This window comes from Phycicoccus sp. (genome assembly GCF_035325325.1).
In the GTDB taxonomy this organism is placed as follows: Bacteria; Actinomycetota; Actinomycetes; order Actinomycetales; family Dermatophilaceae; genus Phycicoccus.
This window is the reverse complement of the sequence record NZ_DAOLAC010000003.1, coordinates 187,556-208,153: the sequence shown is the minus strand read 5'-3', so window position 1 is coordinate 208,153 and position 20,598 is coordinate 187,556. Positions and strand designations below refer to the sequence as shown.

Here is a 20,598-nt window from a genome sequence, read left to right as displayed (position 1 = left end):
CTCACGCGCCGGACGGGAATGGGGTCAGAGCCGCTGGAGCAGCCCCGCGGCGACCTCGCGGTAGGCCGTCGCGCCCTTGCTGGAGCGGGCGGTCGCGAGGATCGAGCGGCCGACCGCCGGCGCCTCGGCGAACCGGACCGTCTTGGGGATCGGCGGGGAGAGCACCGGCAAGCCGTAGCGCTCGCCGACGTCCTCGAGCACCTCGCGCGCATGGGTGCTGCGACCGTCGTAGAGCGTCGGGAGGATGCCGACGACCTCGAGCTTCTTGTTGAGGATCTTCTTCACGTCGGCGACGGTGTCGAGGAGCTGCCCGACGCCGCGGTGGCTGAGCATCTCGCACGGCATCGGCACGATGACCCCCTGCGCGGCGGTCAGCGCGTTGAGCGTGAGCACGCCGAGGCTCGGCGAGCAGTCGAGGAGGACGACGTCGTAGTCGCGCCGGACCGGGTCGAGCGCCGACTGCAGCACGTACTCGCGGGCCGGCCGGCCGAGCAGGACCGCCTCGGCACCGGCCAGCTCGATGGAGCTCGGGACGAGGTCGACCCCGTCGGCACAGGTCTGGACGACGTCGGCGAGGTCGGCCCCGCCGACGAGCACGTCGTGGACCGAGGCCTCGACGGTGTCCGGGTCGACGCCGAGGCTGAAGGTGAGGCAGGCCTGCGGGTCGAGGTCGACGAGGAGGACCCGCTTGCCGGCCTCGGCGAACGCGGCGCCGAGCGAGGCGACCGAGGTGGTCTTGGCGACCCCGCCCTTCTGGTTCGCGAGGGCGATGATCCTGGCCTTGCGCTTCGGCGCCATCGGGCGGTGCCTTTCGGACGGACGTCGGGGTCGGCGCGATTCTCTCATCCGCGCGGGTGGCGGCCCGCGAGCACGAACCGCCGGAACGCCTCGGCCGAGGGCAGGAGCGGCCGGCCCTCGACCCAGGCCAGGCCCACCTCGCGGTGCGCCCGGGCATCGGTCAGCGGCAGCAGGCGGGTGCGGGCGAAGGTGGTCGGCACCGGCAGCCCCTGGGCCGGGACGACGGAGACCCCCACCCCGGCCGCGACGAACCCGCGGATGGTCGGCAGGTCCTCGGCCTCCATCGCGACGTCCGGCTCGAAGCCGGCCGCCCGGCACAGGTCGAGGGTCTGATGCCGCATCCCCGACGGCGGCGCGCGCAGGACGAACGGCTCGTCCGCGACCTCCGCGAGCGAGACCGCGTCGCGCCCGGCGAGCGGGTGGGTCGTGGCCACGGCGAGGACGAACGGCTCGTCGAGGACGTGCTGCCACACCACGCCCTGCCCGGCGACCCGGGCGGCGGTCAGCTCGAGGTCGGCGCGCCGGGTGGCCAGCTGGGTCGAGATGCGGCCGTCCTCCCCGGCCGCCGTGCGGTCGATGACGACCCGGACCCGCGGGTGCGCCTCGCGGAAGCCCCCGACGAGACCGGGCACCAGCCACGACCCGAGGCTCAGCGGGTAGGCGAGGGTGACGACGCCGCTCTCCGGGTCGACGAGCTCACCGACCGCGGCGAGGCCGTCGTCGAGGTGGTTGACGAGGGCGTCCACGTGCGACTTGAAGGCGGCTCCGGCGTGGGTCATCCGCAGCACCCGACCCTGGCGGTGCAGCAGCGCGGTGCCGACCTCGGCCTCGAGGCGGGCCAGGGCGCGGGACACCCCCGGCTGGCTGACGCCGAAGACGTCGCTCACCTCGGTCACCGTGTAGCCGTCGGCGACCAGCTGGAACCAGCGCAGCGCATCGGTGTCCATCCCATGACGCTACCGCATGTGTGTCATGCACGGATTTCATTGGACGCATGGATGCCGCCGGCCGGACACTGGACACATGACGAAGACCACCACCCTCTGGACCAGCGTCAAGGACGACCTGCGCGAGCGCCGCGAGCAGCGCGCAGCGGCCCGCAGGCTGCGCGAGGACCTCGCGCACTACCGGACCCCGCACGAGATCGAGGACCTCCTCGCCGCCGTCGACGCCCAGGACACCCCGGACGCCCCGAGCGCCGACGCCGTCCTCATCCGCTCCATCCTCCAGGACAACCTGCAGGCCTACTACGGGCAGCAGGCCCCGGCCCGCCGCGCGGCCGGCTTCTGAGCCGCCGCCCCCGACGCCCCACCGGTCAGCGGCGCGGCGTCGGGTCGGTACCGGGGACGACCCGTCGCCCGATGGGTCCCGGGTTCCACGCGACCTCCCAGCGCACGCCGTCGGGGTCGGCGAAGTACCCCGTGTAGCCGCCCCACTCCCGGTCGGTCGCCGCACTGACCTCGGCCCCCGCCTCCCCGGCGAGTGAGAGCACCTCGTCGACGAGCGCGGGGGTCTCGACGTTGTGGGCCAGGGTGACGGGGAGGAGCCCGGGCCCCTCGACGGTGCGCCCGCCGACCTCGGCCTCGAACTGCGCGCGGTCCCACAGCGAGAGGACGAGGCGCTCGCCCGCCGCGAACATCACCACCTCGCCCGGGACGTCGAGCTCCGGGTGCCAGCGGAGGCCTTCGACGTAGAACCGCCTGGAGGCCTCGAGGTCGGCGACGGCGAGAGTGACGAACGAGATGCGCTGCTCCATGCGCCCGAGGCTCCCACCAGATCCCGACAGGGCTCTGGCGCGGGGTGCCAGCTCGGCCCTACGCTGACGACCGTCGGTGCGTATGACGAGACGGGTTGCATGATGAGCAACGAACTGCCCACCGTGGCGCTCACGCGGCTCCTCGAGGGCGCGCGCTACGAGGTGATGCCCACGCCCTCGGTCACCGGGGCCGTCCTCGAGCACGTGCCGCCCACCGTGCCCGTCACCGTCACGGCCGCCCCGAGCAAGGGCCTCGAGGCGACGGTCGAGGTCTCGCTCGCGCTGGCCGCCGAGGGCTTCCACGTCGTCCCGCACCTCGCGGCACGGATGGTCACCGGCCGCGACGAGCTCCTCTCGCTCGTCGACCGGCTCGGGTCCGCGGGCGTGACCTCGGTCTTCGTCCCGGGCGGTGACGCCGACCCGCCCGCCGGTGACTACGCCTCGGCCCTCGCCCTGCTCGAGGACCTCGCCACGATCGAGCACCCGTTCACCCACGTCGGCATCACCGGCTACCCGGAGTCGCACCCGACGATCGACGACGACGTCACGGTGCAGTCGATGTGGGACAAGCGCCGCTATGCGACGCACATCGTCTCGAACATGACCTTCGACGCCGAGCACCTCGGCACGTGGGCCGAGCGGGTCCGCCGCCGGGGAGTGACCCTCCCGGTCATCGTCGGCGTCCCCGGCCCGGTGGATCGCACCAAGCTCCTCGGCATGGCCACGAAGATCGGTGTGGGAGAGTCGCTCCGCTTCCTCCGCAAGCAGAAGTCGGTGTTCGCCCGGATCGCCGCACCGGGCTTCTCCACCGACCGGTTCGTCAGCCGGGTCGCCGCGCTCGCCGCGAACCCGGCGCTCGGCATCGAGGGGCTGCACCTGTTCACCTTCAACCAGGTGGCGGTGGTGGAGGCGTGGCGCCAGCGGATGCTCTCCGAGGCCGTCTCGGCGCGGGTCCGACCGCCGGCCTGAGAGTCGCTGGCCCGTCCGCCCGCCGGGACGGGACGGCGGACGTCGGTGCGGGCTCGTAGCGTGGTGGCGTGACGAACCGGCTGACCACCCTCCTCGCCGGCCGCCCGGCCATCGCCGACGGCGGCTACGGCTGGCTGCTCCAGGAGCGCGGCCTGCCGATGGGCGAGTGCGCCGAGTCCTGGAACCTCGACAACCCCGGGGCGGTCGCCGCCCTCCACGACGAGTACGCCGCCGCCGGGGCCGTGCTCCTCACGACGAACACCTTCGGCGCGACCGAGCCCCGGCTGGCCCAGCACGGGCTGGCCGGCCGGGTCGAGGAGGTGAACCGCGCGGGGGTGGCCCTCTGCCGGACGGTCGCCGAGCGGCACGGCGCGCTGGTCGCCGGGAACGTCGGCCCGACCGGCGAGCTCCTCGAGCCCCTGGGCACCCTCACCCCCGACGCCGCCCGCGCGCTGTTCGCCGAGCAGGTCCGCGGGCTGCGCGACGGTGGCGCCGACCTGGTCCTCGTCGAGACGATGAGCGACCTCGACGAGGCCCGCGCCGCGGTCGCCGCCGCCCGCACCGAGGCCCCCGACCTGCCCGTCGTCGCCACGCTGTCCTTCGACACCAACCTCCGCACGATGATGGGCGTCGACCCGGCCACCGCCGCCCGGGCGCTCGCCGACGAAGGGGCCGACGCGGTCGGGGCCAACTGCGGCCGCGGACCGGACGACATGCGGGTCATCGCACGGCAGCTGGCCGACGCCCGCCCCGAGGGCGTCCTGCTCGTCGCCCAGTCCAACGCCGGCCTCCCCGAGCTCGACGGCGACCGGTTCGTCTACACCGTCGGCCCGGAGGCGATGGCCGAGCACGCCCTCGAGCTGCGCGAGCTCGGCATCGACGTGGTCGGCGCGTGCTGCGGGTCCTCCCCCGAGCACCTGCGCGCGATGGCCGAGGCGCTCGCTACCCGCTGACCAAGGTCGCGAGCGCGCGCTCGAGGCCACCGGTCCCGGTGGGGCGCACCTCGAGCGGCAGCCCGATGCGGTCGGCGGCCTCCTGGGCGAGCGTGCGCAGCTCGGCCTGCTCCGCGGGGTCACCGGTCTGGGCGAGCCAGACGACGCGGGTGTAGTGGCGGAAGTAGTCGTCGCGCAGCTCGGGGTGGCGGTCGAGGCCGAGCTCCTGGACGACGGTGCGTGCGAACGAGCGCACGAGGAAGTCGGTGAGCAGGTAGGTCCCCGGCTCGTCGGCGGTGAGGCTCTCGACGGCCGCGGGCCCGGCGTAGAGGTCGTAGCAGTGCAGCCCGGGCAGGCGCTCGACCCCGAGGCGCTCGCACACCTCGTCGAGCGCGCCGTAGGTGCCGCAGTCGGCGTACCCGACGACGACCCGCTCGTACCGTCCTCGCAGCTCGACGACGAGCGCCTCCACGGCCTCGGGGATCCGGTCGGGTCGGTTGTGCAGCAACGGGTTCAACGGGTGGACGTCGAGCGGCCAGCCCCGCAGGGCCGCCACCTGGGCGGCCGGCTGCGCCAGCGCCCCGCACGCGACGAGTGCGACCCGCCCCCGGGCGTCAGACCGGGAAGGCGAGCTGGTCGACGAAGCGGTCGTTGAAGTCCGGACGGTCGGAGAGCTCGACATAGCGCACCTCCTCGAGCAGCGCGTCGGCGCCGGCCCGCTCGCGGGACGACAGGAGCACCATCTTCGCCCCCTCCCCCGCGACGTTGCCCGCCGAGACGATGCGCAGCACCGACAGCCGGGGCACGAGCCCGATCCGCACGGCCGACGCCGGCGAGAGGTAGGAGCCGAAGGACCCCGCGAGGAGGACCTGCTGCACCTCCGAGGCCTCGAGCCCGAGCTCCTCGAGGAGCAGGGACCATCCGGTCGAGATCGCCGCCTTGGCGAACTGGAGCTCGCGGACGTCCCTCTGCGAGAGGTACACCGACTCCTCCGCGGGCTCGTCGGCCCCGTGCCGGTGGAGGACGAACACGCGCTCGCCCTCGCGGACCGTGGCCATCCGGTCGGCGAGGGCCGGGGCGAGGGAGGCGGCCTGCTCGTCGGTGACGAACCGGCCGGAGGTGTCGAGCAACCCGACGCGGGCGAGCTCGGCGACGGCGTCGACGAGCCCGGACCCGCACAGCCCCCGTGGCTCGACGTCGCCGATGACACCCAACGTGACTGCGCCAGAGGCCTCCTCGGCCGACGGGTCGAGGCGGACCACCTCGACGGCACCGTCGGCGGCCCGCATGCCGCAGCGGATCGCGCCACCCTCGAAGGCCGGTCCCGCCGGCGCCGCCGTCGTGACGATGCGCTCGCCGTCGGTCAGCGCGATCTCGCAGTTCGTGCCGACGTCGACGAAGAGCCGTACCCGCTTGTCGCGGTCGAGCCCGCTCGCGAGCATCCCGGCGACGATGTCGCCGCCGACGTAGGCACCGAGGGCCGGGAAGACGACCGCACGCGCGCCCGGGTGCACGGTGAGCCCGAGCTCGGTCGCGGGCAGCACGGGCCAGTCGGCGGTCGACTGCACGAACGGGGCGACGCCGAGCGGCTCGGGGTCGACACCGAGGAGCAGCGCGGTCATCGTCGCGTTGCCGGCGAGCGCCACCTCGTAGACGCCGCCCGGGTCGACCCCGCCCTCCTCGCAGACCTCGGCGGCCAGCTCGGCGAGGGTCTCGCGGGCGAGCGAGGTGAGGCGGGGCAGCGCGTCGGGGTCCATCATCGTCGCGCTGATCCGGGTGATGACGTCACCGCCGAACGGCTGCTGCTTGTTGAGCATCGACGCGACGGCCGCCGGGGTCCCGGTCTCGAGGTCGAGGAGCGTCGCGACGACCGTCGTCGTCCCGAGGTCGAACGCGATGCCGTGCCGGAGCGCCGTCGTGTCACCGGGCTCCACGTCGACGAGCGTCTCGTCCACGACCACGGCGGTGACCTTGAAGTCGTTCTGTCGCAGCACGACCGGCAACCGCCGCAGGGCGTGGAGGTCGGGCTCGAGGGTGAGGTCGTCGACGGCGTCCCGCAGCCGTTGGAGGTCGGTGCGCTGGTCGGCGAGGGTGGGCTCGTCGAGCTCGACGTAGCGCTTCTGGACCGAGGGCCGGAGGATGACCTGGCGCCCGACGCCGACGGTCGACGCCTTGGGACGGGTGACCAGCGGCGGCACCTCGATCGCGAGGTCGTGGGTGGCCCGCACGAGGCAGGCCAGCCGCCAGCCCCCCTCCAGCTGGTCGTTCGTGAAGGTGCGCACGTCGTGCCGGGTGATCGGGGCCGCCCCCCGGGTCAGTCGGACCCGGCACTTGCGGCAGGTGCCGTGACCCCCGCAGGTGGAGTCGACGGCGATGCCGTTCCACGAGGCGGCGTCGAAGACCGACACCCCCGGGGGCACGCGCACGACCCGCTCGGCCGGGCTGAAGGACAGGGTGACCCGACCGACGCCGGCGCTCCCGTCGTCGCCCTCCCCGGTCAGCGCCGCCGGGGGCTCGAGCAGGCCCTCCCGGTGGAGCCGCTCGACGACGTCCTCGAAGGGCTGGTCCGGTCCGCGCGCGTCGCTCACGCCCCGGCCGCCGCCTCGGCCGCGGCCGCGGCCTGCGCGTCGGCGGCCTGGCGCGCCCGGTGCGTCGCGATCCACGACGTCCCCCACTCGTCGTTGCCGAGGAGGAGGTCCGCGGCCCGGACGGCGTCGACGATCTGCGGCGTGCGGGCGTCCATGATGGCGCTCGTCATCCCCGCGGACATCGCGAGCGGCAGCCACGCGGCGTTGATCGCGTGCCGGCCGGGCATCCCGAAGGAGACGTTCGAGGCGCCGCAGGTCGTGTTGAGTCCCCACCGCTCCCGGATGCCGCGGATCACCTCGAGGGTCGTGCGCCCGACGGTCGAGTCGGCGCCGATCGGCATGGCGAGCGGGTCGATGACGATGTCGTCGATCGCGATGCCGTACTCCTCGGTGGCCACCCGGACGATCTTCTCGGTGAGGGCGAGGCGCTTCTCGGCCTCCATCGGGATCTCGTCCTCGTCGTTGGGCAGCGCGACGATCGCGGCGTCGTACTTCTTGACGAGCGGGAGGATCGCGGCGAGCCGGTCGTCCTCGGCCGTGCACGAGTTGACCAGGGCTCGACCCTCGTACGCGGCGAGCCCGGCCTCCAGCGCCTCGACCACGGAGGAGTCGATGCAGATCGGCAGGTCGGTGAGCGACTGGACCATCCGGATCGCCTTGACGAGCAGCTCGGCCTCGTCGGTGAGCGGCACGCCCATGTTGATGTCGAGCACGTCGGCGCCCCCCGCGACCTGCGAGGCGACGTCCTTGGCGATGATCGACAGGTCGCCCTCGCGCAGCGCGGCCTGGAGCACCGGCCGGCCGGTGGGGTTGATCCTCTCGCCGATGACGCAGAACGGCCGGTCCGCCCCGATGACGACCTCCCGGCTCGCCGAGCGGAGCACGGTGTGGCGCAGCGGCGCGCTCATGCGGGGACCTGCGAACGACGCGCGGAGAGAAGGGCCTTGGCCCGCTTGACGGTGGCCGAGGCGTCGGCCGCGTAGCCGTCGGCCCCGACCGCGTCGGCGTACTCCTGGGTCACCGGGGCGCCGCCGACCATGACGATGACCGAGTCGCGCATCCCCGCCTTCTCGAGCGCGTTGATGTTCGCCTTGAACATCGGCATCGTCGTCGTGAGGAAGGCCGAGAACCCGACGATGTCGGGCTGGTGCTCCTCGATCGCGGCGACGAACTTCTCGGGAGCCACCTGCACCCCGAGGTCGATCACCTCGAAGCCGGCCCCCTCGAGCATGATGTTCACGAGGTTCTTCCCGATGTCGTGCACGTCGCCCTTGACCGTGCCCATGAGGAACTTGCCGATCGTCTCGACACCGGTGTCGGCGAGGAGCGGCCGGAGCACCTCCATCGAGCCGGCCATGGCGCGCCCGGCGATGAGCATCTCGGGGACGAAGAAGTCGCCGCGCTCGAACCGGGCCCCGACCTCCTCGAGCGCCGGGATGAGCGCGTCGAAGAGGAGGTTGCCGGGCGCCATCTCCATCGCGAGCGCCTGGTGGGTCAGGTCGAGCACCGCGGGGCCGTTGCCGACGAGCGTCTCGTCGTAGAGGCCCTTGAGGATCTCGTCGGGTGTCATGCCGCTCCTTCGTGGGGGTGGTCGAGCCGGGCGGAGAGCGCCGCGGCGTGGGTGGCGACGAGGGCCCCGGTGGCGGCGAGGCCGTCCGCCAGCCGGGAGGTGGGTCCGGAGATGCCGAGGGCCGCGACGACGGTGCCGTGGCTGCGCACGGGCGCGGCGACACCGGTGAGCCCGGGCTCGAGCTCGTCGACCGTCGTGGCGTACCCGGCGCGGCGGATGCCGGGCAGCTGCTCGGCCAGCCGCGCCCCGGAGGTGACGGCGGCCGCGGCCGGCGGGTCGAGCGGGCCGGTCGGCACGGGGAGGGCGCCGTGGGCGTAGAGGACCTTGCCGAGGGCCGAGGCGTGCGCGGGCACGTCCGTGCCGACCCAGTCGCGGGAGCCGAGGTAGTACGCGGCGTCGACCTGGGCGATCTGCACGACCGTGCCCCGCCGCGGCACCCCGAGGTTGACCGTCTCGCCGGTCAGCTCGCCGAGCTCGCGCATCGTCGGGCCGGCCACCTCGGCGAGCACCTCGTCGTCGCCCCGCCGGATGGCGTAGAGGTCGAAGAGGGGACCCGGGGCCCAGGCCCCGGCGTCGTCGCGGGCCAGCAGGTCGGCGCGCTCCAGGGCGGCGAGGAGGCGCGAGGTCGTCGAGCGGGCCAGGCCGGTCGCCTCGGCGAGGGCCGTCGCCGTGAGGTCGCCGTCGGCGCGCACGACGCGCGCGACGAGGTCGGCGGCCCGGTCGATCGACTGGGTGCCGGTGGTCGGCGGCGAGGTCGGCACGGAAGGGTCCCTTCGGGGGTGGAGGCTGCTCATCATGTGGGCGTCGTCTGCCCACATGATGAGGCTAGGATGTGGCGCGGCTCACCGTCAACGTCGTCCAGCCCCCGGAAAGGCCCGCGCATGTTCACGAACCGGATGCCGCGCTACGAGATCCTCTCGGCGGACGCCATGGCCCAGCTCGACGCCGGGTGGCGTCGGCTCGTGACCGAGATCGGGGTCGAGTTCATGAGCGACCGGGCGCTCGACCTCTTCCGGGCGGCGGGCCAGCGGGTCGAGGAGAACACGGTCTTCCTCGATCCCGAGTTCGTCCTCGAGCAGGTGGCCAAGGCGCCGCGCGAGTTCGACGTCCAGGCGCGCAACCCCGAGCGGAGCATCCACATCGGGGGCGACTCGATGGCCTTCGGCGCCGTCTACGGGCCGCCGTTCGTCCGCGAGGGCGAGACCCGCCGCGACGGCACGATGGAGGACTACCGCAACTTCGCCCGTCTCTCGCAGTCGTTCTCGGTCCTCGACTCCGCCGGCGGGGTGGTCTGCGAGCCGAACGACGCACCGCTCGACTCGCGGCACCTCGACATGACCTACGCGCTGATGACGATCACCGACAAGGTGTTCATGGGCAACGTGGTCTCGGGCCCCAACGCGCGCGACGTCATCGCGATGTCCGAGATCCTCTTCGGCGGGCGCGAGGCGATCGAGCAGACGCCGGTGAGCATCAGCCTCGTCAACTGCAACAGCCCGCTGCGCTGGGACGACCGGATGCTCGATGCCCTCTTCGAGTACGCCGCCGCCGGGCAGCCGTGCGTCCTCACCCCCTTCATCCTCATGGGCGCGATGTCGCCGGTGACCATCCCGGCCGCGCTGGTCCAGCAGATCGCCGAGGCGCTGTCCGGCATCGCCCTGGCCCAGCTGATCCGCCCCGGCGTGCCGGTCATCTTCGGATCCTTCCTGTCGAACATCGACATGCAGTCCGGCTCACCGACGTTCGGCACCCCCGAGTCCGGCATCGGCCTCCTGTGCACCGGCCAGATCGCGCGCCACTTCGGGCTGCCGTTCCGCACCGGCGGCGGGCTGACCTCCTCGCAGGTGCCGGACGCGCAGGCCGGCTACGAGGCGCTGATGACCCTGCTGCCGACCTTCCTCGCCGGCACGAACTGGGTCATGCACAGCGCCGGATGGCTCGAGGGCGGCCTCGTCGCCGGGTTCGAGAAGTTCGTCATCGACTGCCAGATCGTCGAGATGCTCCAGCACGAGTTCACCCCGCTCGAGATCGACGAGGGCTCGCTCGGCTTCGACGCGCACCAGGAGGTCGGCCACGGCGGGCACTTCCTCGGCTCGATGCACACGATGGAGCGCTTCCGCACGTGCTTCTACCGGCCCTTCCTCAACAGCTCCGAGAACTACGAGCGGTGGATGCGGAACGGGGCCCAGGACACCGCGACCCGCGCGGCGGCCATCTGGCGCAAGCGGCTCGAGGAGTACGAGCAGCCGCCCCTCGACGAGGCGGTGCGCGCCGAGCTCGAGGAGTACGTCGTCCGCCGCCGCCGCGAGCTCGGCGACTGACCGGGCACCCCGGGGGCGACGCCCGGGGTTTCGCCATTCGCTACGGTTGCGCCATGCGCACCACGACGCGCGACGGCGCGAGCACCGTCCAGTCCGTCGACCGGGCCGTGACCATCCTCGAGCTGCTCGCCCTCCACGGGGAGGCCGGCACCACCCAGCTCGCCCGCGAGCTCGGCGTGCACAAGTCGACCGCCAGCCGGCTCGTCTCGGCGCTCGAACGGCGGCGCCTCGTCGAGCAGGTCGAGGAACGCGGCCGCTACCGCCTCGGCGTCGGTGTGCTCAAGCTGGCCGGCGCGACCAACGCGCGGCTCGACCTCGCCAAGGAGGCCCGCCCGGTCGTGCGCCGGCTCGCGTCCGAGACCGGGGAGACGGTCAACCTCGCCGTGCTCTCCGGCGGCGCCGCCCTCTACGTCGACCAGGTCTCGGGCTCGAGCCTGTCGTCCTACAACTGGGTCGGCCAGCACATCCCGATCCACGCCACGAGCAACGGCAAGGTCCTCGTCAGCGAGCTCGAGGACCCCGAGCTGACCCGCACGCTCGGTGAGCTGACCGCGTACACCCCCTCGACGATCACCGACCGCCGGCGGCTCGACGCGCAGCTCGCCGAGACCCGCGAGCGCGGCTGGGCGTTGGCCACGGACGAGCTCGACGTCGGGCTGACCGCGCTGGCCGCTCCCGTCCGCGACGCCCACGGCGACGTCGTGGCATCGGTCAGCGTCTCCGGCCCGACCTTCCGGTTCGGCGCCGAGCGGGTCGCCGAGCTCGTCCCGCTGCTGCTCACGGCGACCGCCGACGTCTCCGAGCGGCTCGCGCACCAGCCCGTCAACCGCTGAGCCGTCCCGCGACCGATCGCAGGACACTCCTTGACCCCCGCCCCGTCCGGGGCCATTCTGTTGCGCAGGACACACGGTGTTGCACATCGCGCAACGGTGCGGAGGTTACGGTGACGGAGCTCGCAGAGAACACCAGGACGACCCCCGGGGCGGAGTCGGACCGGGCCGCGCTGTCCGTCCACGGCCTCTGGAAGGTCTTCGGGCCGAACGCCGACAAGCTCGTCGGGACCCCCGACCTCGAGCTGAGCCGCCAGGAGCTGCAGGCCAAGAGCGGCCACGTCATCGGGGTGCGCGACGTCTCCTTCGACGTGGCACCCGGTGAGGTCTTCGTCGTCATGGGCCTCTCCGGGTCGGGGAAGTCGACGCTCGTCCGGTTGCTGACCCGGCTCATCGAGCCGACCGCCGGCACCGTGCTCCTCGACGGCGAGGACCTCACCGGGATGGGCGAGGACCAGCTGCGCGACATCCGGCGCCGCAAGGTCTCGATGGTCTTCCAGCACTTCGGCCTGCTCCCCCACCGCAAGGTCATCGACAACATCGCGTTCGGCCTCGAGGTGCGCGGCGAGGACAAGGCCGGCCGGCGCTCGCGCGCCCAGGAGATGGTCGACCTCGTCGGGCTCTCGGGGTACGAGATGAACTACCCGGACCAGCTCTCCGGCGGGATGCAGCAGCGGGTCGGCCTGGCCCGGGCGCTCGCCGGCGACCCCGCGGTCCTCATGTTCGACGAGCCGTTCAGCGCCCTCGACCCGCTGATCCGCCGCGACATGCAGAAGGAGGTCATCCGGCTGCACCACGAGGTGGGCAAGACGATGGTCTTCATCACCCACGACCTCGACGAGGCGCTCAAGCTCGGCGACCGGATCCTCATCATGCGCGACGGCGCGATCGTCCAGGTCGGGGCACCGGACGAGATCATCGGGGCACCCGCCGACTCCTACGTGCGCGACTTCACCGCCGAGGTGCCGAAGTCCCACGTCCTCACGCTCAAGTGGGTCATGCGCGCTCCGAGCTCACCGGACGAGGGTGCCGGCGCCCCGCCGCTGCCGGACACGACCGTCGTCCGCGAGGCCGCCCGCGCGGTCCTCGCCGCCGACGGGCCGGTGCGCGTGGTCGACGCGAGCGGGACCGTCGTCGGGGTCGTCGACGACGAGGACATCCTGCGCGTCGTCGTCGTCGAGAGCCACGACGAACCCGCGCCGGCGAGCGCGTCGTGACGACGACCCTCGCGCCGCCGCCCCCGGCGGCGAGCACCAAGGAGGAGCAGCCGCGCAGCGCGCCGGCCCCGTCGCGGCACACCGGCCGCAAGCTGCTCGTGGTCCTCGTCCTGTGGCTGGTGGCCTGGGCCGTCCTGCGCGGCAGGCAGACCCTGGCCCTGGCCAACGCGGACACCACCGGCCTGCACGAGTGGTTCAACGGGATCCGTGACAAGGTCCAGCTGCTCGGCCAGGACAACTGGTTCTTCCACGGGGTCCTCGGCACCATCGCCAGCGGGCTCGACTCGTTCGTCGGGGCCGTCCAGGCCCACGTGAGCACCGTCGTCCCGGGCGACTGGTTCGGGTGGTTCGGCGTGCTCGCGCTGGCCATGTGGCTCACCTACACGCTCGCCGGCCTGCGCTCCACGGTGCTCGTCACCGCCGTCCTGCTCTTCCTCGGGGTGGCCGGCCTGTGGACCGACGGGCTCGACACCCTCATCGTCACGCTCGTCGCCGTCGTCATCTGCATCGTCATCGGGCTCCCCCTCGGCATCGCGATGTCCCGCAGCCGGCGCACCTCCGCGATCGTCACGCCGGCCCTCGACGTCATGCAGACGATGCCCTCCTTCGCCTACCTCACCCCCATCGCCCTCTTCTTCGGCATCGGCCCGGCCTGCGCCATCGTCCTCACCCTCATCTACGCCCTGCCGCCGCTCGTCCGCATCACCGAGCACGGCCTGAACTCCGTCGCGGAGAACACGGTCGAGGCCGGACGCTCGCTCGGGGTGACCAAGGGCCAGCTGCTGCGCCAGGTGCAGCTGCCGATGGCCAAGCGGACCATCGTCGTCGGCATCAACCAGTGCACGATGGCCGCGCTCTCGATGGCCACCATCGCCGCCCTCGTCAACGGGCCCGGCCTCGGCAAGCCGGTCATCGCCGCCCTGCAGACCCTCAACGTCGGCGCGGCCTCGGTCGCCGGCCTCGGCATCGTCCTCATCGCGATCATGCTCGACCGGACGACGACGGCGGCGAGCGAGCGCTCGGCCCCCGGCGGGCAGCGGGTCGCGGCGGTCGGCTCCCCCGGCGTCTTCGGCGGCCGGACGCTCGTCCTCGAGAAGCTGCCCCGGTGGGCCACCGAGGACACCGGCCGCGGCAGCGCCGCCCGCATGCGCCTCACCCCGGGCGGGCGCCGCCTCGTCCTCGGCCTCCTCCTCCTGCCCGCCCTCGTCGGCGCGTTCTACTCGACCCGCTACCTCCAGCTCTCGCAGTTCCCCGACCTGTCCGGCGTCCCCGTCCTCAACGAGATCACCGCGGGACCGCTGAGCACGCACATCAACGACCTCACCGACGCCGTCGTCAACGCCCTGACCGGCGTGACCAACGGGTTCAAGAACTTCGTCACCTCGGTGATGCTCAACCCGCTGCAGTCGGTGATGTCGGACCTGCCGTGGTGGGTCATGGCGCTCGTGCTGCTCGCCGTCGCCTACCTCCTCGGCGGCTGGCGCCCGGCCGCCGTCACCGTCGCCTGCGAGGCGGTGATCCTCGGCACCGGCCTCTGGTACGACGCGATGGTCACCCTGACGATGACCCTCGTCGCGACGATCATCGTCATGCTCGTCGCCGTCGTCCTCGGCGTCGCGATGGGGCGCGGCCGGCGCACCGACACCGTCATCCGGCCCTTCCTCGACGGCTTCCAGACCATCCCCGCCTTCGTCTACCTCGTGCCCGCCCTCGCCCTGTTCGCGGCCACCCGGTTCACCGCGATCATGGCCGCCGTCGCCTACGCGGTCCCCATCGCGACCAAGCTCGTCGCCGACGGCGTGCGCGGCGTCGCGCCGACCACCGTCGAGGCGGCCCGCTCCACGGGCATCACCCGCTGGCAGATGATCTCGAAGGTCCAGCTGCCGATGGCCCGCGAGGCGCTCGTCCTGGCGACCAACCAGGGCCTGCTCTACGTCCTGTCGATGGTCGTCATCGGCGGGATGGTCGGTGGCGGCAGCCTCGGCTACCTCATCGTCCAGGGCTTCGTCCAGGGCCAGCTCTTCGGCAAGGGCCTGGCCGCCGGCATCGCCATCACCGCCCTCGGGATCATGCTCGACCGCATCGCCCGCTACGCGGCGGCCCGGTACGGCCGATGACCCGGGCACCCCACCACGACCCGCGGACCGCCGCGGACGAGAGAGAGGCACTGTCCATGCCACGAGGAATCCTCCGGCTCCCCCTTGTCGCCGGCGCGGCCGCACTCGCCCTCGGGCTCGCGGCCTGCGGGGGCGGCAACATCGACCAGTCCGGCAGCTCGGGGAGCGGCACGGCCGGGGGCGCCAAGTGCGGCGCCCTCCGGATCGCGGTCAACCCCTGGACCGGCTACGTGAGCAACGCCCACGTCATCGGCTACGTCGCCAAGACCAAGCTCGGCTGCACCGTCACCTACCCCGACGTCAAGGAGGAGGTGGGCTGGCAGGGCATGGCGTCCGGGTCGATCGACACCATCGTCGAGAACTGGGGCCACGCCGACCTCACGAAGAAGTACATCGACGAGCAGAAGACCGTCGTCGACGCCGGCCTCACCGGCAACCAGGGCATCATCGGCTGGTACGTGCCGCCGTGGATGGCCGAGAAGTACCCGGACATCACCGACTGGCAGAACCTCAACAAGTACGCCGACCTGTTCAAGACCTCCGAGTCCGGCGGCAAGGGCCAGCTCCTCGACGGCGACCCGTCGTACGTGACCAACGACGAGGCCCTCGTCACCAACCTCAAGCTGAACTACAAGGTGGTGACCGGCGGGTCGGAGGCGGCGCTCATCACGAGCTTCCGCCAGGCCGAGAAGAACAAGACCCCGCTGCTCGCCTACTTCTACGACCCGCAGTGGTTCTTCTCCGAGGTCAAGCTCGTCAAGGTGAACCTGCCCAAGTACACCGAGGGCTGCGACGCCGACCCGAAGAAGGTCGCCTGCGACTACCCGCCCTACGCCCTCAACAAGCTGATGTCGAAGAAGTTCGCCGACTCCGGCTCACCGGCCGTGGGGCTCATCCAGAAGTTCCAGTGGACCAACGACGACCAGAACGCCGTGTCCGAGATGATCGCCAACCAGAACATGACCCCGGACGACGCCGCGAAGAAGTGGGTCGACGAGAACCCGGACAAGGTCGCCGCCTGGCTGTCCTGACCCCGCCGCGGCTCGCCGCCCCCCGAACGCCGTGCCGCGGCGCCCACCCCCGGGCGCCGCGGCACGCGCCCGTCGGGGCCGCCCGCCACGGTCCGGACCAACGGTTGGCAGCCGCGAGCCGGTCTGTCATGCTGGGCCGCACGTGTTGCACGATGAGCGCCGCGTTGCGTATTACGCACCTCGCGGTGTGACCGGAAGGAACCTCCGATGGCTGCTCTCCCCGCCTCCGCCCGCTGCGTCGTCATCGGCGCGGGCATCGTCGGGAACTCGCTCGTCCACCACCTCGCCGAGCTCGGCTGGACCGACATCGTCCAGATCGACAAGGGCCCCCTGCCCAACCCGGGCGGCTCCACCGGGCACGCGAGCAACTTCATCTTCCCGGTGGACCACTCCCGCGAGTTCGCGGACATCACCCTCGACTCGATGCGCCAGTACAAGGAGCTCGGCGTCTTCACCGAGTCCGGCGGCTACGAGGTGGCCCGCACCGAGGAGCGGATGGAGGAGCTGCGCCGACGGATGAGCAGCGCCAAGGCCTGGGGCATCCCGGCCGAGCTCGTGACGCCGGAGCAGGTGGCCGAGAAGGTGCCCTTCCTCGACAAGGACGTCATCATCGGCGCCGCGTGGTTCCCGACGGTCGGCGTCGTCGACAGCCTCCGCGCCGGGACGATCTTCCGCGACGGCGCCGTGGCCCGGGGGGCGCTGACGACCGTCCCGAACGTCGAGGTCACCGGGATGGAGGTCGTGGACGGCCGGATCCGCGCGGTCGAGACCAACCAGGGCCGGATCGAGGCCGAGACCGTCGTCATCGCCTGCGGTGTGTGGAGCCCGCGGATCGCCCGGATGGCCGGCGCCCGCATCCCGCTCACCCCGGCCGTGCACCAGATGATCTCGGTCGGCCCGTGCGAGGTGCTCGCCGAGCGGCCGGGCGAGATCAGCTTCCCCATCGTCCGCGACATGGACACCTTCTGCTACGAGCGCCAGCACGGCTCGGACATGGAGGTCGGCTCCTACGCCCACCGCGCCATCCTCTGGGACCCCGAGGACATCCCGTCGATCGAGCAGAGCAAGCTCTCCCCCACCGAGCTGCCGTTCACCGAGGACGACTTCGACCCCCAGCTCGAGCAGGCCCTCGAGCTGATGCCCGAGCTGCTCGGCGACGAGCGGGCCGAGATCCGCTACGCCATCAACGGCCTGCTCTCGCTGACGCCGGACGGCTACCCGGTCCTCGGCGAGACCCCCGAGGTCAAGGGTCTCTGGTCGGCGGCGGCCGTGTGGATCAAGGAGGGGCCGGGCACCGCCCGCGCGGTCGCCGAGTGGATGACCCACGGCAACCCGGAGATCGACCTCGGGCACAGCGACATCGCCCGGTTCCACCCGCACCAGAAGACCCGCGCCCACGTGAAGGCCCGCACCTCCGAGTCGTTCATCAAGACCTACGGCATCGTGCACCCGAGCGAGCAGTACACGAGCAACCGCGACGTGCGGCTGGCGCCGATGCACGCCTCGCAGCGCGAGCTCGGCGCCGTGTTCTTCGAGACCGCCGGCTGGGAGCGCCCGCACTGGTACGAGAGCAACGCCGGCCTCCTCGAGACGTTCGGTCCCGAGCAGACCATGCCGCGCGAGCACGAGTGGGACGCCCGCTGGTGGTCGCCGATCATCAACGCCGAACACCTCCAGATGCGCGAGGCGGCCGGCCTCGTCGACCTCACCGCGTTCGCGATCTTCGACGTCGTCGGCCCGCGCGCCCTCGAGGCCGTCCAGCGGATCATCGTCGCCCAGGCCGACGTGCGCATCGGGCGGGTCGTCTACACCCCGGTGCTCGACGAGACCGGAGGGTTCCGCTCCGACCTCACGGTGATGCGCCTCGCCCACGACCGCTTCCGGGTGGTCACCGGCGGTGCGCACGGCATGGCCGACAAGAAGTGGTTCTCCGACCGGATGCCCGAGGACGGCGGCGCCGTCGTCGTCGACCTCACCTCGAGCTGGACGACGATCGGGCTCTGGGGTCCGAAGGCCCTCGAGATCCTCTCCTCGCTCACCGACGCCGACGTCTCCCCCGGTGCCTTCGCCTTCGGCACCTGCCGCGACATCGAGCTCGGCACCCTGCCCGTCCTCGCCTCGCGCATCTCGTACGTCGGCGAGTTCGGCTGGGAGCTGTACGTCCCGATGGAGGTGGGAGCAGCCCTGTGGCGGAAGCTCCTCGACGCCGGCACCCCGCACGGGATGGTGCCGGTCGGCATCGGCGTCTACGGCACGACGGGGCGCATCGAGAAGGGCTACCGGGCCTACGGCTACGAGCTCGACACCGAGCGCACCCTCATGGAGACCGGCATGTCCCGGGCGAAGTGGAAGGACCAGGACTTCATCGGCAAGGACGCCGTCCTCGCCCAGGCCGGCGAGGCGCCGAAGACGGTCCTGTGCTCCCTCACCGTCGACGACCACACCTCGGCCTCCGGTGTGAAGCGCTACATGCTCGGTGGCGAGCCGATCCTCACCCGCGCCGGCGAGTCGCTGACCGACGGCCACGGGCACCACCCGTACGTGACGACCGCGGGCTCCGCCCCGAGCCTCGGCAAGCACGTGCTCATGGCCTTCCTCCCACCGGACCAGGCGACGCTCGGCAACCAGCTCGCCGTCTCGTACATGGAGGAGCTCTACCCCGTCACCGTCGCGGCCGTCGACGCGACGCCTCTCTTCGACCCGGAGAACCTGCGGATCCGGGGGCGGGCGTGACGAACGTCCTCGTCTGCGTCAAGCGCGTCCCCGACCCCACCGGCGAGGTCGTCCTCACCCCCGACGGGATGCGCGTCGACGGGCGGTACGCCGGCCACACGACGAGTGCCCACGAGGAGTGTGCGGTGGCCCTCGCCGTCCAGGTCGCCGAGGCCTCCGGTGGCACGGTCACCGTGCTGTCGGTCGGCTCCGACGACAGCCTCGAGCAGGTCCGGGCCGGCATCGCCGTCGGCGCCACCGACGGGGTGCTCGTCGAGGCCGACGCCGACACCCTCGGCCCGGCCGACGTCGCCGACGCGGTGGCGGAGGCGGTGCGGGCCCGCGAGGCCGCGGGGACGACGTACGACCTCGTCCTCCTCGGCAACGACGCCGCCGACACCGGCGACTTCCAGGTGGGCGTCCGGTTGGCCTACCTCCTCGGTCGGCCGGTCGTGGCGGGCGTGCAGACCGTCGAGGTGGCCGGTGCGGTCGCGACGCTGCGTGGTGAGGGGCCCGAGGGCACCGAGGTCTACGAGGTCGGGCTGCCGGCGGTGGCCACGGTCCTCGAGGGCGGGATCGCCCCGAAGTACCCCAGCGTCATGGGTCGGATGCGCGCCAAGAAGGCCGAGGTCGAGCGGATGACGTGGTCCGGCAGCGCCGGCGGGACCGGGCGCGAGGCCCTGTCGGTCCCCGAAGCGCCGCCGAGCCAGGTCACCGTCCTCGGCGAAGGAGCCTCCGCCGCGCCCGCGCTCGTCGCCGTCCTGCGTGAGCTCAAGGTGGTCCACTCGTGAGCGTCGTCGTCCTCGTCGAGGTCGAGGAGGGGCGCGCCTCGCTCGTCTCCCGCGAGACCCTCACCTTCGCCCGCACCCTCGGCGCGGGCGACCTGCACGCGGTCGTCGTCGGCCCCGCCCCCGAGGGGCTCGTGGCCGACTGCCGCGAGGCCGGGGTGGCGGTGGTCCACGAGGCCGTCGACCCCTCGCTCGAGCGCTACGCGGCCGCCGCCTGGGCGGCGGTCGTCGAGGCCGCCGGCCGGGCCGCCCGTGCCGACCTCGTCCTCGCCCCGGGCACCGGCCGCGGCAACGAGGTGCTCGCCCACGTCGCCGCCCGGCGGAACCTGCGGATGGCCGCCAACGTCGTCGCCGTCGAATCGCTGGTCCCTCTCGTCGTCCAGCGCCAGGTCGTCGGCGGCGCGGCCCTAGAGCGGGCCACCGTGCCGAGCCGGGTGCGCCTGCTGACCATGGCCGGCCACGCCGTCGAGGTCGCTCCCGCCGACACCCCCGGCGAGGCCCGGGTCGCGCCGCTGGCCGTCACGATCGACCCCGCGGACCTACGGGCGCAGGTGGTCCGGGTCGAGAAGCGGGAGCAGGGCGACACCTCGGGGCTCACCGCCGCCAAGGTCGTCGTCGGGGCCGGGCGCGGGGCCGGCGGACCGGAGGGATTCGAGGCCGTCGACGCGCTCGCCGCGCGGCTCGGCGGCGCTGTCGGGGTGTCACGGGTGGTCACCTCGCTCGGCTGGCGTCCGCACCACGAGCAGGTCGGTCAGACCGGCTCCCGGATCGCCCCGGACCTCTACCTCGCCTGCGGCATCTCCGGCTCCATCCAGCACTGGGCCGGGTGCGCGTCGAGCCGGACGATCATCGCCGTCAACACCGACCCGGACGCCCCGATGGTCACCAAGGCCGACTACGCCGTCATCGGCGACATGCACGAGGTGCTGCCGGCCGTGCTCGAGGAGCTGGGCTGACCGGCGGGTCGCC

Annotated in this window: 19 protein-coding genes; 11 read left to right on the top strand and 8 right to left on the bottom strand. The window is 72.8% G+C overall.

Annotated features, from left to right (window positions below; genetic code table 11):
- Positions 1-24: 24 nt before the first annotated feature.
- Positions 25-798: a ParA family protein gene (locus PKA89_RS03945; RefSeq protein ID WP_324416801.1), complete on the bottom strand. Its 774-nt coding sequence runs from the start codon at positions 796-798 to the stop codon at positions 25-27.
- A gap of 44 nt (positions 799-842) precedes the next feature.
- Complete coding sequence (locus PKA89_RS03940; protein ID WP_324416799.1) at positions 843-1,745, bottom strand: LysR family transcriptional regulator; 903 nt, start codon at positions 1,743-1,745, stop codon at positions 843-845.
- Positions 1,746-1,821: 76 nt separating this feature from the next.
- On the opposite strand from PKA89_RS03940, the gene PKA89_RS03935 reads away from it, so the two are divergent.
- On the top strand, positions 1,822-2,088 hold the full coding sequence (locus PKA89_RS03935; RefSeq protein ID WP_324416797.1) for a hypothetical protein: 267 nt from the start codon (positions 1,822-1,824) through the stop codon (positions 2,086-2,088).
- A 25-nt stretch (positions 2,089-2,113) separates the two neighbouring features.
- Here PKA89_RS03935 and PKA89_RS03930 read toward each other — a convergent pair whose 3' ends face one another.
- Positions 2,114-2,554 (bottom strand): VOC family protein, encoded by a 441-nt coding sequence (locus tag PKA89_RS03930; RefSeq protein WP_324416795.1) that lies wholly within the window; start codon positions 2,552-2,554, stop codon positions 2,114-2,116.
- A 102-nt stretch (positions 2,555-2,656) separates the two neighbouring features.
- Between PKA89_RS03930 and PKA89_RS03925 the strand changes: the two genes are divergently transcribed.
- Positions 2,657-3,523 carry a methylenetetrahydrofolate reductase gene (locus PKA89_RS03925; protein WP_324416793.1) on the top strand — a complete coding sequence of 289 codons (867 nt, stop codon included), beginning with the start codon at positions 2,657-2,659 and terminating at the stop codon, positions 3,521-3,523.
- Between the two features lie 68 nt (positions 3,524-3,591).
- A complete protein-coding gene (locus PKA89_RS03920) occupies positions 3,592-4,476 on the top strand; it encodes a homocysteine S-methyltransferase family protein (RefSeq protein WP_324416791.1) in 885 nt (294 codons plus the stop codon).
- Here the strand turns inward: PKA89_RS03920 and PKA89_RS03915 are convergent.
- Genes PKA89_RS03915 through PKA89_RS03895 form a run of 5 tightly spaced genes read right to left on the bottom strand, consistent with a single transcriptional unit; the run spans position 4,466 to position 9,374 of the window.
- Positions 4,466-5,011, bottom strand: a complete 546-nt coding sequence (locus PKA89_RS03915; RefSeq protein WP_324416789.1) for a DUF1638 domain-containing protein — start codon at positions 5,009-5,011, stop codon at positions 4,466-4,468. The two genes, PKA89_RS03920 and PKA89_RS03915, sit on opposite strands and share 11 nt — an antisense overlap.
- Before the next feature lie 58 nt (positions 5,012-5,069).
- Positions 5,070-7,043, bottom strand: coding sequence for an ASKHA domain-containing protein (locus PKA89_RS03910; RefSeq protein WP_324416787.1), 1,974 nt, complete (start codon positions 7,041-7,043; stop codon positions 5,070-5,072).
- On the bottom strand, positions 7,040-7,951 hold the full coding sequence (locus PKA89_RS03905) for a dihydropteroate synthase (protein WP_324416786.1): 912 nt from the start codon (positions 7,949-7,951) through the stop codon (positions 7,040-7,042). The genes PKA89_RS03910 and PKA89_RS03905 overlap by 4 nt, the downstream gene beginning before the upstream one ends.
- The gene (locus PKA89_RS03900) at positions 7,948-8,613 is read right to left on the bottom strand and encodes a corrinoid protein (protein WP_324416784.1); all 666 of its coding nucleotides are present in this window, start codon (positions 8,611-8,613) and stop codon (positions 7,948-7,950) included. The genes PKA89_RS03905 and PKA89_RS03900 overlap by 4 nt, the downstream gene beginning before the upstream one ends.
- On the bottom strand, positions 8,610-9,374 hold the full coding sequence (locus tag PKA89_RS03895; protein WP_324416782.1) for an IclR family transcriptional regulator: 765 nt from the start codon (positions 9,372-9,374) through the stop codon (positions 8,610-8,612). The genes PKA89_RS03900 and PKA89_RS03895 overlap by 4 nt, the downstream gene beginning before the upstream one ends.
- A gap of 69 nt (positions 9,375-9,443) precedes the next feature.
- Between PKA89_RS03895 and PKA89_RS03890 the strand changes: the two genes are divergently transcribed.
- The 8 genes from PKA89_RS03890 (at position 9,444) to PKA89_RS03855 (ending at position 20,585) form a co-directional block, all read left to right on the top strand.
- Entirely contained in the window at positions 9,444-10,934 is a 1,491-nt protein-coding gene (locus PKA89_RS03890; RefSeq protein ID WP_324416780.1) for a trimethylamine methyltransferase family protein, read from the top strand.
- A gap of 53 nt (positions 10,935-10,987) precedes the next feature.
- Complete coding sequence (locus PKA89_RS03885; protein WP_324416778.1) at positions 10,988-11,767, top strand: IclR family transcriptional regulator; 780 nt, start codon at positions 10,988-10,990, stop codon at positions 11,765-11,767.
- A 110-nt stretch (positions 11,768-11,877) separates the two neighbouring features.
- The gene (locus PKA89_RS03880; protein WP_324416776.1) at positions 11,878-12,981 is read left to right on the top strand and encodes a glycine betaine/L-proline ABC transporter ATP-binding protein; all 1,104 of its coding nucleotides are present in this window, start codon (positions 11,878-11,880) and stop codon (positions 12,979-12,981) included.
- On the top strand, positions 12,978-15,098 hold the full coding sequence (locus PKA89_RS03875; protein WP_324416774.1) for an ABC transporter permease subunit: 2,121 nt from the start codon (positions 12,978-12,980) through the stop codon (positions 15,096-15,098). Before PKA89_RS03880 ends, PKA89_RS03875 begins: the two co-directional genes overlap by 4 nt.
- A 56-nt stretch (positions 15,099-15,154) precedes the next feature.
- A complete protein-coding gene (locus tag PKA89_RS03870) occupies positions 15,155-16,129 on the top strand; it encodes an ABC transporter substrate-binding protein (protein WP_324416772.1) in 975 nt (324 codons plus the stop codon).
- A gap of 207 nt (positions 16,130-16,336) precedes the next feature.
- The gene (locus PKA89_RS03865) at positions 16,337-18,862 is read left to right on the top strand and encodes an FAD-dependent oxidoreductase (RefSeq protein ID WP_324416771.1); all 2,526 of its coding nucleotides are present in this window, start codon (positions 16,337-16,339) and stop codon (positions 18,860-18,862) included.
- Positions 18,859-19,632: an electron transfer flavoprotein subunit beta/FixA family protein gene (locus tag PKA89_RS03860; protein ID WP_324416769.1), complete on the top strand. Its 774-nt coding sequence runs from the start codon at positions 18,859-18,861 to the stop codon at positions 19,630-19,632. Before PKA89_RS03865 ends, PKA89_RS03860 begins: the two co-directional genes overlap by 4 nt.
- Complete coding sequence (locus PKA89_RS03855; RefSeq protein WP_324416768.1) at positions 19,629-20,585, top strand: electron transfer flavoprotein subunit alpha/FixB family protein; 957 nt, start codon at positions 19,629-19,631, stop codon at positions 20,583-20,585. The genes PKA89_RS03860 and PKA89_RS03855 overlap by 4 nt, the downstream gene beginning before the upstream one ends.
- Positions 20,586-20,598: the final 13 nt, after the last annotated feature.